General features: G+C 68.1%; 16 protein-coding genes and 1 tRNA gene. 8 read left to right on the top strand and 9 right to left on the bottom strand.

Annotated elements, in window-relative coordinates; translation table 11 throughout:
• Nucleotides 1-6 precede the first annotated feature (6 nt).
• Complete coding sequence (locus tag WFI54_RS11495; protein ID WP_336652933.1) at nt 7-789, top strand: sulfite exporter TauE/SafE family protein; 783 nt, start codon at nt 7-9, stop codon at nt 787-789.
• Between the two features lie 95 nt (nt 790-884).
• Nucleotides 885-1433, top strand: a complete 549-nt coding sequence (locus WFI54_RS11490; RefSeq protein ID WP_336652932.1) for a cysteine hydrolase family protein — start codon at nt 885-887, stop codon at nt 1431-1433.
• Between the two features lie 12 nt (nt 1434-1445).
• On the opposite strand, the gene WFI54_RS11485 is transcribed toward WFI54_RS11490, so the two are convergent.
• Complete coding sequence (locus tag WFI54_RS11485) at nt 1446-2234, bottom strand: HAD-IIA family hydrolase (protein ID WP_336652931.1); 789 nt, start codon at nt 2232-2234, stop codon at nt 1446-1448.
• 223 nt (nt 2235-2457) lie between these two features.
• Here WFI54_RS11485 and pgm point away from each other — a divergent pair, with 223 nt between their 5' ends.
• Together pgm and pheA are read left to right on the top strand one after the other, a co-directional pair.
• Entirely contained in the window at nt 2458-4107 is a 1650-nt protein-coding gene (gene pgm / locus WFI54_RS11480) for a phosphoglucomutase (alpha-D-glucose-1,6-bisphosphate-dependent) (protein WP_336652930.1), read from the top strand.
• A 96-nt stretch (nt 4108-4203) separates the two neighbouring features.
• Entirely contained in the window at nt 4204-5160 is a 957-nt protein-coding gene (pheA, locus tag WFI54_RS11475; RefSeq protein WP_336652929.1) for a prephenate dehydratase, read from the top strand.
• A gap of 85 nt (nt 5161-5245) precedes the next feature.
• On the opposite strand, the gene WFI54_RS11470 is transcribed toward pheA, so the two are convergent.
• Nucleotides 5246-6238 carry a diacylglycerol/lipid kinase family protein gene (locus tag WFI54_RS11470; RefSeq protein ID WP_336652928.1) on the bottom strand — a complete coding sequence of 331 codons (993 nt, stop codon included), beginning with the start codon at nt 6236-6238 and terminating at the stop codon, nt 5246-5248.
• A gap of 70 nt (nt 6239-6308) precedes the next feature.
• On the opposite strand from WFI54_RS11470, the gene serS reads away from it, so the two are divergent.
• The 3 genes from serS (at nt 6309) to WFI54_RS11455 (ending at nt 8600) form a co-directional block, all read left to right on the top strand.
• Entirely contained in the window at nt 6309-7580 is a 1272-nt protein-coding gene (serS, locus tag WFI54_RS11465; RefSeq protein WP_336652927.1) for a serine--tRNA ligase, read from the top strand.
• Between the two features lies 1 nt (nt 7581).
• A complete protein-coding gene (locus WFI54_RS11460) occupies nt 7582-8472 on the top strand; it encodes an HAD family hydrolase (protein ID WP_336652926.1) in 891 nt (296 codons plus the stop codon).
• Nucleotides 8473-8512: 40 nt separating this feature from the next.
• A tRNA-Ser gene (locus WFI54_RS11455) sits at nt 8513-8600 on the top strand.
• A 172-nt stretch (nt 8601-8772) separates the two neighbouring features.
• Here the strand turns inward: WFI54_RS11455 and WFI54_RS11450 are convergent.
• The 7 genes from WFI54_RS11450 to WFI54_RS11420 all read right to left on the bottom strand — a co-directional run bounded on the left by WFI54_RS11450 (nt 8773) and on the right by WFI54_RS11420 (nt 14448).
• Nucleotides 8773-9042 (bottom strand): GlsB/YeaQ/YmgE family stress response membrane protein, encoded by a 270-nt coding sequence (locus WFI54_RS11450; protein WP_336652925.1) that lies wholly within the window; start codon nt 9040-9042, stop codon nt 8773-8775.
• Between the two features lie 194 nt (nt 9043-9236).
• Entirely contained in the window at nt 9237-9530 is a 294-nt protein-coding gene (locus WFI54_RS11445; protein WP_336652924.1) for a DUF7882 family protein, read from the bottom strand.
• An 8-nt stretch (nt 9531-9538) separates the two neighbouring features.
• Entirely contained in the window at nt 9539-9862 is a 324-nt protein-coding gene (locus tag WFI54_RS11440; protein ID WP_336652923.1) for a DUF7882 family protein, read from the bottom strand.
• Between the two features lie 68 nt (nt 9863-9930).
• Nucleotides 9931-10404: a hypothetical protein gene (locus WFI54_RS11435; protein WP_336652922.1), complete on the bottom strand. Its 474-nt coding sequence runs from the start codon at nt 10402-10404 to the stop codon at nt 9931-9933.
• Nucleotides 10401-11633 (bottom strand): pyridoxal phosphate-dependent aminotransferase, encoded by a 1233-nt coding sequence (locus WFI54_RS11430; protein WP_336652921.1) that lies wholly within the window; start codon nt 11631-11633, stop codon nt 10401-10403. The genes WFI54_RS11435 and WFI54_RS11430 overlap by 4 nt, the downstream gene beginning before the upstream one ends.
• Before the next feature lie 41 nt (nt 11634-11674).
• Complete coding sequence (locus WFI54_RS11425; protein ID WP_336652920.1) at nt 11675-12811, bottom strand: C45 family peptidase; 1137 nt, start codon at nt 12809-12811, stop codon at nt 11675-11677.
• Nucleotides 12808-14448, bottom strand: coding sequence for an amidohydrolase (locus WFI54_RS11420; RefSeq protein ID WP_336652919.1), 1641 nt, complete (start codon nt 14446-14448; stop codon nt 12808-12810). The genes WFI54_RS11425 and WFI54_RS11420 overlap by 4 nt, the downstream gene beginning before the upstream one ends.
• A gap of 128 nt (nt 14449-14576) precedes the next feature.
• On the opposite strand from WFI54_RS11420, the gene WFI54_RS11415 reads away from it, so the two are divergent.
• The gene (locus tag WFI54_RS11415) at nt 14577-15254 is read left to right on the top strand and encodes a TetR/AcrR family transcriptional regulator (protein ID WP_336652918.1); all 678 of its coding nucleotides are present in this window, start codon (nt 14577-14579) and stop codon (nt 15252-15254) included.
• Nucleotides 15255-15304 lie beyond the last annotated feature (50 nt).

The following is a 15304-nucleotide window of genomic DNA, read 5'->3' as shown; positions in this document are numbered from 1 at the left end:
ACCTCTATGACTCAGTCTCCTCGCCCCAGCATCATCGTTCTCGCTCTCTTAGGGGCGCTCACCGGCCTTCTCTCCGGCCTCTTCGGCATCGGGGGCGGCGTGGTGCTCGTTCCGATGCTGGTGATGATCCTGGGCTTCCAGCAGCGGCTTGCGGCGGGCACCTCGGTTGCTGCAATCCTGCCCGCGGCGATTGTCGGCGGTATCGGCTACGCGCTGCAGGGCAATGTCGACTGGCTTGCTGCTGTGCTGCTCGCGGCGGGTGTGGTTGTCGGGGCGCAGATCGGCAGCTACCTGCTGTCGCGGATCCCCACGGGGTTCCTGCGCTGGATGTTCATGGCGTTCCTGCTGGGTGTGGTGATCAGCCTGTGGTTCGTTGTGCCGCAGCGCGACGCCGTGATCGACATCACCGTGCTGACGGGGGCGCTGCTCGTGGTGACCGGCCTTGTGACCGGTGTGCTCTCCGGCCTGCTGGGTGTCGGCGGCGGCGTTGTTGTGGTGCCCGTGCTCATGTTCTTCTTCGGGGCGAGCGACCTGATCGCGAAGGGCACCTCGCTCATCATGCTCATCCCGGGCTCGATCTCGGGCACCCTCGGCAACGCGCGCCGGCGCAACGTCGACATCAGGTCTGCGGCTGTGCTGGGCATTGCTGCGAGCCTGCTATCGCCGCTCGGCTCGGTGATCGCCACGCATATCCCGCCGCTCTGGTCGAATGTGGCGTTCTCGCTGCTGCTGGCCTTCATCCTCGGGCAGATGCTCGTCAAGACGCTGCGCCAGGGCAAGAAGAAATAGGTCTGCAGGGAGGCTACCGGGCGCGAATGAAGGCTGTTGGGCGGAGCCGGTGAGCGAGTAGGCTGGTGCCCCGCTTGCCGTCCGAAGGAGTACCCGTGGCACGTGTGCTGCTGATCATCGACATCCAGAACGACTACTTCGCGGGAGGGGCCTACCCGCTCGTCGGATCGGACGCCGCCGCAGAGGCGGCCGCGCGAGCGATCGCGGCATTCCGCGAGGCCGGCGATGCGGTGCTGCACGTGCAGCACGTCTGGGATGCCCCCGACGCCGTGTTCATGCGGCCAGGCACGGAGGGGGTCGAGATTCACGAGGCGGTGCGGCCGCTCGACGGGGAGCCGGTGCTGCAGAAGGCCGAGCCCAACGCGTTCCTTGGCACTGATCTCGCTGAGCGCCTCGCGCAGCTCACACCCGACGAGCTGGTCGTCGCAGGCATGATGACGAGCATGTGCGTCGATTCGACGGTGCGCGCCGCCGCCGAGCGCGGCTTCGCCGTGCGGGTGCTGCACGACGCCTGCGCCGCTCCCGATCTTGAGTTCGGCGGGCAGCGCGTCCCCGGTGCCGCGGTGCACACGGCTTTCATCGCGGCACTTGCTGACGGCTTCGCGGCCGTGAGCTCGGTCGACGATTACCTTGCGGGCGTGTAGCGGCGCGGCGGGCTAGAGCAGATCCGCCACCGAAGAGAGAATTTCGTCAGGCCGGAACGGGAACTTCTCGATCTCGCGGCGATCCGAGATGCCCGTCATCACGAGCACCGTGTGCAACCCGGCCTCCATGCCCGCAACCACGTCGGTGTCCATGCGGTCGCCGATCATGCCCGTGTTGTGGGAGTGCGCGCCGATCTGGTTGAGCGCCGAACGGAACATCATCGGATTCGGCTTGCCCACAATGTAAGGCACCTTGCCCGTCACCTTCGTGATGAGTGCGTTGATGGCGCCCGTCGCGGGCAGTGGGCCGTCAGCGCTCGGGCCGGTCGCGTCTGGGTTCGTCGAGATGAACCGCGCCCCGCCCATGATGAGCCGCACCGCCTTCGTGATCGCCTCGAAGGAGTAGTTGCGGGTTTCGCCCACCACCACGAAGTCGGGGTTCGACTCGGTCATCACATAGCCCGCGTCGTGCAGCGCGGTGAGAATGCCGGCCTCGCCGATCACGAACGCCGAACCGCCGGGCTTCTGCTGCTTGAGGAACGCGGCGGTGGCGAGCGCGCTCGTCCAGATTCGATCCTCAGGCACTTCGATGCCTGAGGCCGCGAGGCGGGCGCTGAGGTCGCGGGCGGTGAAGATCGAGTTGTTGGTGAGTACGAGGTAGGGGATCTCGTTCTCGCGCCAGTGCCGGATCAGCTCGGCGGCACCGGGGATCGCGCGCTCCTCGTGCACGAGCACGCCATCCATGTCGGTGAGCCAGCACTCGATTTCGTCGCGACGGGAGGGGATCACGGTGTCATCCATGTCTCCAGAGTAACCGCGTACGGTGAACGGGCGGTATCGCGGGTTTTGTGGCGGATCCGAGCGCGCTGGCTGCTGCAGCCTGCTGCACCGATCCACGTTCGCGCACCCCGAACCCCGCCGATCGGGATGCTCGAACGTGAATCGGTGCCTGAGGAGGGGCGCGAAACGATGAAGAGACAGAGTTTCGCGGGCGTGCGAACGGGTGGGCTGGCACACTGGAAGCATGCATGAGAGAGCAGGACAGCCGGCGCAGCCGCAGGATCTCGTCGACGTCGCGGCGCTGATCGCCGCCTATTCCGAGGTCGTCCCCGATCCCGCCGACCCCACCCAGCGGGTCGTGTTCGGCACCTCGGGCCACCGCGGATCCTCACTGAAGGGCTCCTTCAACGAAGCCCACATCGTCGCGATCAGCGCCGCCATCGCCGAATACCGCGCCGCTCAGGGCATCACCGGGCCGCTCTTCATCGGATCCGACACCCACCCGCTGTCGGCGCCGGCCGAGCACACGGCGCGCGAGGTGCTGTCTGCCGCTGGCGTGCACGTGCTCGCGAAGGCGGGCAGCGGTGACGAGGTGTTCGTGCCCACCCCGGCCGTGAGCCACGCGATCCTCACCCACAACCGCGACCGCGCCGTCGACGACCCGGCCCGCGCCGACGGCATCGTCGTCACCCCCAGCCACAATCCGCCGGCAGACGGCGGCTTCAAGTACAACCCGCCGCACGGTGGGCCCGCAGATACCGACGCGACGAACGCGATCGCCGCCCGTGCCAACGAGATCCTGGAGCGCGGCATCGACAGCGTGCGCCGGTCCAGCGAGGACGGGATCGGCGGTGTGCCGGTGGGTCGCTACGATTTCCTCGGCGAGTATGTCGAGGCGCTCGGTGACGTCATCGACGTCGCCGCGATCCGCGAGGCCGGGGTGCGCCTGGCGGCCCACCCCCTCGGTGGGGCGAGCGTCGCCTACTGGGCGGCGATCCGCGACCGCTACAACCTTGACCTCACCGTGCTCGGCCCCGGCGTCGACCCGCAGTGGGGCTTCATGCACCTCGACTGGGATGGCAAGATCCGCATGGATCCTTCCTCGCGGCACGTCATGTCGACGGTTGCCGACTCCCAGCCGCTCTACGACATCGTGACCGGCAACGACGCAGACGCCGACCGCCACGGCATCGTCACCCGCGATGGCGGGCTCATGAACCCGAACCACTACCTCGCAGTGGCCATCGACTACCTGCTAACGCACCGGCCTGACTGGCCCACGACCGCGAAGGTCGGCAAGACGCTCGTCTCGTCGGCGCTCATCGACAGGGTCGTCGCCGCGCACGGCCGCGAACTGCTCGAAGTGCCTGTGGGCTTCAAATGGTTCGTGCCAGGCCTCTCGACGGGCGAGCTCGTCTTCGGTGGCGAGGAGAGCGCGGGCGCATCGTTCCAGCGCTTCGACGGCAGTGCGTGGAGCACTGACAAAGACGGCATTCTGCTGGCGCTGCTCGCCGCTGAGATTCAGGCCGTCACCGGCCAGTCGCCCTCGGAACGCTACCGGCAGCTCACCGAGCGCTTCGGTGAGCCCGCCTACGCCCGCATCGACGCCGCGGCCACACCCGAGCAGAAGCAGCGCCTCGGGGCGCTCTCGCCCGACGACGTCACCGACACCGAGCTTGCAGGTGACCCGATCACGGCGATCCTCACCCGCGCGCCCGGCAACGGCGCCCCCATCGGCGGGCTCAAAGTGCAGACCGAGCATGCTTGGTTCGCCGCGCGCCCCTCGGGCACCGAAGACGTCATGAAGATCTACGCCGAGTCGTTCCGGGGGCCCGAGCACCTCGCGCTTGTGCAGCAGGCTGCGCAGGCGCTCGTCGGCCGCGTGCTCGGCTGAGGCTTGCGGGGCTCGGGTCTGCGCCGCTTCCCTGGCGCACCCGTACCCGGCCGCGGATCCGCTGGGCCCGCCCACGAACGCGGTACGCTGGTTCGCATGCCAGAGCCTGCTGAGACGACCCGCCGCTACTCCTACCTGGGGCCGGCGGGCACGTTTACCGAGGCGGCTCTGAAGCAGGTGCCTGAGGCCGTGGGGCAGGAGTGGAACCCCGTCGCGAATCTCGGCGAGGCACTGAACGATGTGGTGACGGGTTTCAGCGACGCCGCCATGATCGCGATCGAGAACTCGATCGACGGCGGCGTGACCGTCGCGCAGGACGCCCTCGCCACGATCCCCGGCCTGCGCATCGTCGGTGAATACCTCGTGCCGGTGAGTTTCGTGCTCGTGGCCCGTCCGGGTACCCGGCTCGAAGACATTGCGGTAGTTTCGGGGCACCCGGTGGCCTACGGCCAGTGCAGGGCCTGGCTCGACGATCAGGTGCCCCGCCACCGGCACCTCCCAGCGACCTCGAATGTGCAGGCCGCCCGCGATCTCTTTGACGCCGAAAAGGGCATCAACGCCGCCATCGCGCCGCCAGGCATCGAGGAGCACTACGACCTTGAGGTGCTCGCTGAGGGCATCGCCGAAAACCCTGACGCCGTGACCCGCTTCGTGCTCGTCAGCCGCACCGCCGCCGTCGGAGAGCCCACCGGTGCCGACAAGACCTCCCTCATCGCCGAACTGCCCGAGGACCGCGCCGGTGCGCTCCTCGAACTGCTGGAGCAGTTCGCCACCCGCGGCGTGAACCTCACGCTGCTCGCCTCCCGCCCCGTGGGCGACCGCATGGGCCGCTACCGTTTCGTGATCGACGCAGAGGGGCATATCAAGGACGAGCGTGTGGCCGACGCGCTGCTGGGCGTGAAGCGGTTCAGCCCGAACGTGGTGTTCCTGGGGTCGTATCCGAGGGCGGATCGCGTTGCCGCGAGCATCCGCGACTCCTACGATGATGACGCCTTCCGCGACGCCCGCGACTGGTTGCGCGAGGTGATCGAGGGCGCGCCAGGCGCCGCCTGACGCCCAGCCCTGGCTGGCACAGGTCAGGCCCCGTGCCAGAGCCCGGCATTGCCCTGCCGCCGGTGCCGGCCCGTTCCGCGCAGGGTCAGCTCTGCGCGTTCCATTCCGGCAGCACTCGCACCGTCAGCGCGCCGGGATCCACCGTTCCGCTCACCGCGAGCGCGAGGCCGAAATCGTCGCCGTCGAGCTGCACCGGTTCGGGTCGCGGCACCGACAGTGCGTAGCGGGTGGCTCGCAGGTAGTTGACGCTCTTGGTGTCGTTGACGAGGTCGATGATGCGTCTGCCCGCCTGCGTTTTGCGCAGCACGCCGTTCTCCCAGCCGATCTTGTTCCAGATGCGCAGCCACGAGAACGGGCCGAGGGGCCGCAGTGCGACCACGTCGAGCTTGCCGTCGTCGAGTTTTGCGTCGGGGATCAGCAGCACGCCGCCTGGCATCAGCCCGCAGTTGCCGATCATCACGGTGTAGACCGACAGTGACTTCAGGGGGGAGCGGTCGACGGAGTAGTGGATCTGCAGCGGCCGGTCCTTGAGCATGGTGCGCACGCCGGCGTCGACGTAGGCGAGCCAGCCGAGGCGCTTCTTCAGGGTGGCGCGGGTGGCTGAGATCGCGCGGGCGTCGAGCCCCATGCCGGCGAGCACGAGGAAGACGTGCTCGTCTTCGCTGTCGTCTTCACGCACAATGCTCAGCACGCCGAGGTCGATGGGGCGGTTGCGGCCGTAGAACGCCGCGCGCACGGCTTCTTCTGGCTTGCCGAGCGGCATGCCCAGGTTGCGGGCGAGCAGGTTGCCGGTGCCCTGCGGCACCACCGCGAGCGGAACTCCGGTGCCGCGCAAGGCTTCGGCCACTGCCCGCACGGTGCCGTCGCCGCCGCTGGCGAGCACGAGGTTTGCCCCCTCGGCGACGGCGCGTCGGGCGACAGCCACACCGGCGTCTTCGGCTTCGGTTTCGTACCAGCGCGTCGTCGCCCAGCCTGACTGCTGCTCGTGCAGCGACACCGCTCTGCGTAGCGCGGCGAGGTCTGTTTTGAACGGCTGGTAGACCACTGCGGCGACGGGCAGACGGTGGGTCTCTGGCATGGATACAGCGTAGTGGGGGAGTGGCCGCCGCGGCTGCCGCCACCGCTTGCGACACGGGTAAGCTGGGTGCGTGATCGATCCAGTCTTGCTCCGCACCGATCCTGAGGCCGTTAAGCGCTCGCAGCGCGCGCGAGGAAATGATGAGGCGGTGGTGGATCAGGCGCTCGCCGCCGACGCGGCTCGCCGGGCTGCGCTCACCGAGTTCGAGAGTCTGCGCGCTCAGCAGAAGGAGTTCGGCGGGCGGGTGAAGACCGCGTCGAAGGAAGACAAGCCCGCGCTCATAGCGGAGGCTCAGCAGCTCGCGGCCGGCGTGAAGGCAGCGGAGGCACGCGCAAAGGAAGCCGAGGCGCAGTTCGAGGCGCTTGCGATGAGCATCGAGAATGTGGTCATCGAGGGTGTGCCCGAGGGTGGCGAGAGCAACTTCGTCACCCTGCGCGAGGTCGGTGAGCGCGCCGAGTTCGATTTCGAGCCCCGCGACCATCTTGAGCTGGGCGAGATGCTCGGCGCGATCGACATGGAGCGTGGCGCGAAGGTTTCGGGCGCGCGTTTCTACTTCCTGCGGGGGGTGGGTGCGCGGCTCGAGCTGGCACTGATGAATATGGCGCTCGACAAGGCGCTGTCGCACGGGTTCACGCCGCTCATCACGCCCACGCTGGTGAAGCCCGAGATCATGGGTGGCACGGGCTTCCTGGGGGAGCACGCCAGCGAGGTGTACCACCTGCCTGAGCAGGATCTGTTCCTCACGGGCACGAGTGAGGTGGCGCTTGCGGGTTACCACGCCGACGAGATCGTCGATCTGTCGCAGGGGCCGCTGCGCTACGCCGGCTGGTCGACCTGCTACCGCAGCGAGGCCGGCTCGCACGGTAAGGACACCCGCGGCATTCTGCGGGTGCACCAGTTCAACAAGCTTGAGATGTTCGTGTACGCCGACCCGGCCGAGGCTGAGGCGGAGCACGATCGCCTGGTGGGCTGGCAGGAAGACATGCTGCAGGCGCTCGGTCTGCACTACCGCGTCATCGATGTCGCGGCCGGCGATCTCGGCTCGAGTGCGGCGCGCAAATTCGATATCGAGGCTTGGGTGCCCACGCAGGGCGCGTACCGCGAGCTCACCTCGACCTCGAACTGCACCACCTACCAGTCGCGCAGGCTCGCCACTCGTTTCCGTGGCGAGAACGGCAAGACTTCACCCGTTGCGACGCTCAACGGCACCCTTGCGACGACGCGCTGGCTCGTTGCGATTCTCGAAACGCATCAGCAGGCCGATGGCAGTGTGATCGTGCCTGAGGCTCTGCGCCCGTACCTGGGTGGGCTCGAGGTGCTCACCCCGGTGGCCGGTGCCTGAGATGGGCGCGGGATCCGCCGCATCGACCCGGGGCGTTGTCTCCGCCGATGAACGGCACATTGTTGCACTCGACCTCGATGGCACCGTGCTCAATCACGACTTCCACGGCGCCGGCGACGACCCCAGCGGCGGTCGCATCGACGACGACCTCGCCGAGGCGATTCGCACGCTCCACGAGGCCGGGCACGAGGTCATCATTGCGACGGGGCGTTCGGTTGATGCGACGCTTCCGATTGTGGAGCGGTTGCGGATCCGCCCCGACTGGGTGATTGCGGCCAATGGCGCGGTGACGCTGCACCGCGATCCGCTCGCCCCCCGCGCCTACCGGCGCGAGTATGTCGAAGCGTTCGACCCGAGCGACGCCCTGAAGAAGATCCGCACCGCGCTTGTTACGGCGAGCTTCGCAGTCGAACTCGCCGACGGTGGCTTCCTGTACACCGCGCCGATCCCCACGGGCACCCTGCCCTCCGAACAGCGCATGGTGCCGTTCGAGCAGTTGCTCGGCGTGCAGGCTTCGCGCGTGGTCGTGGTGTCGCCCGATCACAGGCTGGAAGAGTTCCTCGATGCTGTCGAGACGCTGGGGCTCACGCACGTTTCGTATGCGGTGGGCAGCACTTCGTGGCTCGACATCGCCCCCGACGGGGTGACGAAGGCGAGCGCGCTCGAAGTGGTGGCGGCGCGACTCGGCATCGACCGTTCGCGGGTGTTCGCCGCGGGCGACGGACGCAACGACATCGACATGCTGCGATGGGCGGGGCGATCGGGCGACTCCGTGGCGATGGGTCAGGCCGTGCCCGAGGTGCGCGCGGCGGCGGTGCGAGTGACGGGCACCGTCGAAGAGGGCGGATTGCTCGCGGCGCTGCGAGACCGTTTTCCCGAGCTGCTGGGGTAGTGGCCCAACCCGGCCCCGCAGTTTTGCTAAGCTCGTGCGCGGAGGGTTGTCCGAGCGGCCGAAGGAACTTGTCTTGAAAACAAGCATGCAGTAACCCTGCATCAGGGGTTCAAATCCCCTACCCTCCGCGGTGAAAGCCCGGTCAGAATGTGATTCTGGCCGGGCTTTCTGTATTCGTCCGAGTGGCCGCAATTGCAGAGCGACACGCCTCCTGGGCCTGTACCATGCCTAGTGCCACACACACCACGAGGCCCCGCACCGGCTCGTGCCGGTGCGGGGCCTCGTGCGGTCGTTGCGGGGTTAGTCCGCGGCGCCTCTGCGACCGACGATGAGGCCCCAGATCAGCAGCACGACAACGGAGCCGCCGATGGCGAGCAGCCACGTCTGCAGCGACCAGAAGTCCTGCAGGCTTGCTCCGAAGATCACCGAACCCAACCAGCCGCCCAGCATTGCGCCGACGACGCCGAGAAGCAGCGTCACGAACCAGCCGCCGCCCTGCCGACCCGGCAGAATCGCCTTGGCAATCGCTCCGGCGATCAGGCCGAGCACGAGAAAAGCAATGAAACCCATGTCCTGCTCCTTTCCATGATGCGGGCCCGCCTGAGAGCAGGACCGCCCGTGCCTTCGACGTTACTCCTGCCGCAAAGATGCTCGCAGGGGCTTGCGCAGCACATTCATATTGAGGTAAACGGCAATCGTTGTGTCGCACCGAAAAGAGGGGGCTGCAGAGCGGCGGATCCGCCTCCGTGCACACCGCTTCCAGATCAGGCCGGCTGAGGAGGTTCTTCGACGATTCGGAGCCCGCCTTGGGAGTTGGCGAAGGCGAGCAGCTGTTCGATCCATGCCGGGTTGAGTTCGTCGGTTGAGCGTTCATCGAACTCGAAGTGCACGGGCACAGAGGGGTGGAGCCAGATGCTGTGCTGCTGCTGGTCGTCGCTCCAGGTGAAGACGAGGCTCTCCTGCAGGTTGAGCTTCGCGAGGATGACGGTGCGCAGGTGTGTGAGCAGGCGGTCGTTGAAAGCGAATTTTGCGCCGTTGCCGTAGTTCAGGTGGCCCATGTGTGCTCCTAGTTCTGTTCTGCCAGGTGCTGTTGCGCCTCTTGTTGGGAGACGACGACGAGCCCCCTCGGCGTGTTTGACAGGTCGTTCAGCACTGCCAGCCAGTGCTTGTCGAGTTGTGGTGCGCGGCTGCCTGCGAAGCGGAACGCGAGCGGTATCGACGGTGTGAGCCAGATCGATACGCGCCCGCCGCCGCGCTCCACGGGCACAGTCCAGCTCATCAGGAAGCTCTCTTGCCGGCGCAGTTTGATGGTGATCGCGACTTTGAGGTGCGCGAGCGTGCGGTCGTCGAATTCGAACTCCTGCGTGCCGCCGTATGTGAGGAACCCCATGTTCCCATGGTGGCATCTTTCGGGGATGTTTGGGGCGACGCGGTCGAAACGCGAACTTGGTGTGCGGATCAGCCCAGCGGGTGCGGCACCATGCCGCCCTCGCCTGGCTCCTCGTCTTCTTCGGGTTTCGGGTCGCGGGCGTCGCCGTAGGCGAATGCGACAGAGGCGACGAGGAGGGCGAAGGCGAGGATGCCGAGCGGGTTGCAGAGCGCGATCGACATTTCGCTGGAGAACGACGACCCTGCGGCGAGGCTGAGCACTGAGACGAGGTCGCCGCCGGAAAGGTCTGGCACTGTCAGGCCGAAACCGATGGCGCAGGCCCAGGAGAGCGCGAGCGACACGATGGTGCTGCGGCTGGTGCGGCGGCCGCGGTGACGCGTGATGCTGAGACGGCGCGAGAGCCAGAGGTTCAGGGCGATGAACAGGAGCCCGATGGTGGGCAGGTACCACCACGTCAGTGATCCGCCGATCCCGAACATCCAGCGGCCTGCTGCCATCCAGAGCGCGAGCACTCCTCCAACAACGGCGACGACACGACTCATCGCTGCACTGCTCCTCTCGTTCGTTCTAGCCCGCGCAGCCGTTCGACGGCGGTGCGGAGGGTTCGTTCGTCTTTGACGAAGGTGAAACGCACCCAGGGCGCGAGCGCCTGCGATGCGGTGCTTGCTTCGCGGCAGAATGCGCTGACGGGCACGGCGGCCACGCCGACGCGCTCGGGGAGTGCGCGGGCGAAGGCGGCACCGTCGTCGCCGTCGCTGAGGAACGGCCTCGCATCTGCGCAGACGAAGTAGGTGCCTGCCGGCATGATGAGGTCGAAGCCTGCGTTGCGGAGGCCTGCTGCGAGGAGGTCGCGGCGGGCGGAGAGCGAGTCTCGTAGCGCGGCGATATCGGCGTCGCCGTCGATGAGCGCGCGTGCGATGGCGGGTTGGAAGGGTGCGCCGCCGCTGTAGGTGAGAAACTGCTTGATCGCGGTGACGGCCTCGATGAGTTCGGCGGGCCCGGTGATCCAGCCGATCTTCCAACCTGTCAGCGAGAAGGTTTTGCCCGCCGACGATACCGTGAGCGTGCGTGCAGCCATGCCGGGAAGCGTGGCTATCGGGGTGTGGGCGACGCCGTCGAAAGTGAGGTGTTCGTAGACCTCGTCGGTGATGATGAGCGCGTTGGCTCGCTGCGCGGCCGCCGCGATGAGCTGCAGTTCGCGCGGTGACAGCACGGTGCCCGTGGGGTTGTGGGGTGTGTTGACGATGATGATGCTGGTGCGCGGGGAGACTGCGGTGTCGAGGGCCGCGGTGTCGAGGCGGAAGCCGTCGGGGTCGGGGGTGAGCGGCACGGTGACGTGGGTGGCGCCTGCCATGGCGATGGCCGCGGCGTGGGAGTCGTAGAAGGGTTCGAGTGTGACGACTTCGTCGCCGGGGCCGGCGAGGGCGAGCACCGCGGCGGCGATGGCCTCGGTGGCTCCGGCGGTGACGAGCACTTCGCGCTCGGGGTCGAGTTCGATGCCGTAGTGACGCAGCTGGTGGGCTGCGATGGCGTGGCGCAGCTCAGGGGTGCCGCGCCCGGGCGGATACTGATTGACGCCGTTGCGGATCGCGGCGGCGGCGATGTCGCGCACCCAGGCGGGCCCGTCGCTGTCGGGGAAGCCCTGACCGAGGTTGGCGGCACCGGTGCGCTGCGCGAGCGCGGTCATCTCGGCGAAGATGGTGGGTCTGGCCGAGCCGTCGGGGGAGGCGAGGCCGCTCGCCCGGGCCACGTCTCGCCATCTCTGCACCACCCCTCCAGTGTAGGCGTGAGCGGATGGCGAGACGCGCGTGGTCAGGCTCGCAGCTGCCGCCACTGCTCCGGGGTGGCCGTCTGCGCGTCGACGGGGGTGCCGTCGAGCACGCGGGCCTCGCGAGTGGCGGGGTCGAGGATCACGAGTGCCAGGCTGGCCCACCGCTTGCCGAAGGGTTCGGCAGGGTCGGGCAGGCGGGTGACAGGCGCCTCGCCTGGGGCGGTTGCCATGCAGGGCAGCAGCCCTGCGGAGACCTCTGGCATTTCGCCGGCTGTCATGAGACTGCTGAGGCGCCCGGTGAGCAGGGCGAAGCGTGCCCCTGAGCCGGGCTGATAGTTCCACGTCTTCTCGTCGGGAGTGAGCTCGGGGGCGAGGAAGTGGTTGGTGCGCAGTAGGTACCCGCTGTCGGTGCGGTGCTCGAAGACGCCGACGGGGCTGAGATCGAGGATGACAGCGTCGCCGGTGGCATCGAAGAGGGAGAACGAGCCGGACGATTCGATGGGAACGCTGCGGATCAGCTGCAGCGCCTCCGCGACGCTCGCTGTTTCGCTGAGCACCGCGAAGGCGAGCACGTGCATGGGGATGCCGCCGGCCTTGTCGGCGATGTGCCCGAGCACGTTGTAGTGCAGTGCGAGGCCGGCCGAGTTGACGCCGATCTTGCCGAGGATGCCGTGTTCGGTGACCCCGACCACGTCGTACGTGCCGCCGCGGGCTTCGAGGGTGTGCCAGTAGGAGCTGAGCTCGACGTGCCAGTCCCAGGTCTGGATGCCCGTGACGTGGCGCGGGGCGGCGTCGCTGCTGGGGTCGGCGGCGGGCACGCGCAGAATCGTGGAGCACTCGCCGGGCGGCGCTGTGGTGCTGCGCGCGAGGATCTCGGTGCGGGCGTTGAGGGCACCGATGCGCCACAGCGGGGTGCCGCTGCCCGCGGCGATGCCCTCGATTTCTTCGAGCATGGCCGGCAGGTGCTCGCCGATGGCGTCGAGCGCGGTCTCGGCGTCGCGGCGCACGGTGGCCTCGTCGAGGCCGCCGGCTGTGAAGAGCTTGTCGTAGCGCTCGATGCCGCCCCGTACGGAGTCGGCGAGGGCGCGCCCGCGCTGCTCGCCGCGCTCACGCGGGGTGGCGGCGTCGACGGTGATGTGCGGGCGCTGCTCGGGGCGGGGGATGAGGGGTTCGGTCACGGGGTCTCCTGTGTCGAGAGGGCGGGGGCTGCTGCTACGCGGCGCCCGTCGATGTAGGTGGCGAGCACGGCGTTATCGGCCTGCTGCTCGGGGTCGAGTGCCAGGGGGTTCTCGGCGAACACGGTGAGGTCGGCGGTGAGGCCCTGAGCGATGCGCCCGAAGTGATCCTGGGTGCCTTCGGCGATGGCCGGGGCGAGGGTCATCGCGCGGTAGGCCTCGGCGGGGGTGATGCGCTGCTGCGGCTGGTTGCCGGCGTGCTCGGGCATGTCAACGGGGCGGCGCAGCTGCGCGTCGGCGAGTGAGATGCGCGGATCGCCGACGCCGATGGGCCAGTCCGAGCTCAGGGTGACCACGGCGTCGTGGCTGATGAGATCGCGGATGCGCCAGCCGGCGGCCACGCGCTCCGGCCCGATGCGCTGCGACCAGCCGTCGCTCTGGTCGGGGCTGGTGAGTCGGGTGGCGTGGGTGGGCTGCAGGCCGGCGACAACGCCGAGTTCAGCGAAGCGGTCGAGCAGTGAGTCGGGGATCGATTCGATGTGTTCGATGCGGTGGGGCGCGCTGGGGGCGTGGCCGACCTCGGCGACGGTGTCGAGCACGAAGCGCACGGCCTGGTCGCCGATGGCGTGCGTGATGGTGGGGATATCGCGCGAGGTGAAGAAGCGCACGGCTTCGCGGTAGGCGTCGGTGCTGGTCCAGAGGGCGTCGTGGTTCTCGCCGTGGGTGTCGGGCTGCTCGAACCAGGCGGTGCCGTTGTCGGCGGTGCCGTCGAGCATGAACTTCACTCCCTCGACGCGCCAGCGCTTGCCGCCGGTGCCGATGAGTGCGGCGATGCGCTCCCATTCGACGGGCTCTGAGTCTGCGGACACCAGCGGTGAGCAGCGCACACGCACGGGCAGTTCGTGCTCGGCTTCGAGCAGGGGGAAGAGCTCTGCGGAGGGATCGTGGAAGTCGAGGGCGTGCACGGCGGTGAGCCCCTGGGAGGCGAATGCGCGCAGGGAGTCGAGCAGGTAGCCGGCGAGCACTTCGGCGGGTTCTTGGGGGTAATTGCGGATGACGAGGTCCATTGCTTGCAGCTCGATAACCCAGCCAGTGGGGCCTTCGGCGTCGACGACGATGGTCGAGGCGTCGGCGAAGGTCTCGTCGCCGGTGAGCCCGATTGCGGCGACCACGGCTGGGCTGACCACGAGCGCGTGGGCGTCGCGGGTCATGATCGAGATCTTGACACCGGGGAACCACTCTTCGAAGATGCGGCCTTCTGGTTCGCCGGGGAAGGCGTTGACGTCGAGGTCGTAGCCGGTGATCCAGGCACCGTGCTCGGCTGCTGCGACGGCGGGCGCGAGCTGGGCGCGAACATCGTCGAGTGAGGTGGCACCTCCGAAGCCGAGGCTGCCCCCCTGGCTTTCGGAGCCCCAGACGGGGTGGGTGTGAGTGTCGACGAGGCCGGGGAGGATTGCGGCTCGGGGGCCGTGGTCGTGCACCTCGGTGTTGGGGCCGCCCCAGGTATCGAGCAGTTCTGCGCCGCCGATGGCGCTGATGCGCCCGTCGGTGATCGCGACGTGGGTGCGGGGAGTCTGCGAGGGCAGCTCGCCGGGATTCACGACGACGCCTCCGCTCAGAATCGTGTCGGCGTATGTCACAGTTCCCCACTTTCTCGTCGCGTTGACGATGCGCGATGCGAGGCGGGTCTCCGCCTCTCCGTTACGGCTTGGTGACAATACTGACCCATTTTTGGTCAAATGACCAAAATGTGGTTACGATCATCCGCATGACCCAGTCAAAGACGACCCGCAGCTATCTTTCGGCGGCCGAGCGCCGCGCCGAGATCGCGGATGCCGCCGCGCGCATCGGCATCGAGGAAGGCCTCGAACGAATCACCCTGCGCCGCGTTGCCGAGTCCGTGGGCGTGCGCCCCGGCCTCATCAGCCACTACTACCCCGAGGCAGAAGGTCTCGTCGCCACAGCCTTCGTGCACGCAACCGACGACGAGAGCGATGCGCTCTTCGTGCACGACGAAACACGAGCACCCGTCGAGCGACTGGCGGGTTTCCTCGCCCGCGCCTTCTCGCCCGAAAGCGCCGAACTCAGCCGTCTCTGGTTGAACGCCCGAAACCTCAGTCGCTACAACGGTGCGCTGCGCCAGGCGCTCACCGCACAAGAGACGGCGAACCGCCGCCGCCTCATGGCGCTCGTCTCCGAAGGCGTCGAAGCTGGTGAGTTCCGCTGCGACGACATCGAACGCAGCGTGATCCTCATCCTCATCCTCGTCGACTCCCTCACCGCCTACGCCAACGAGGAGCGCAGCGACGCAACCCCGCTCGTTGCGCCCGTCGTCTACGCCACCACCGAGCGCGAGCTCGGCCTCGCCCCCGGCGCTCTCGGCGGTCACACCGCAGAGGCCGAGACGCGATCCGACAGCACGCACAGCGAAGACCCCGCGAGCTGAGCCCCCGGGCTGATCCGCCCCTCGATTCACCAGATTCCGAGCACACCACT

It is taken from the genome of Leucobacter sp. MMO-125 (assembly GCF_037148395.1).
GTDB lineage: Bacteria > Actinomycetota > Actinomycetes > Actinomycetales > Microbacteriaceae > Leucobacter.
Note: the sequence above shows the minus strand (reverse complement) of the source record. Positions and strands in the feature narration are given on the sequence as shown.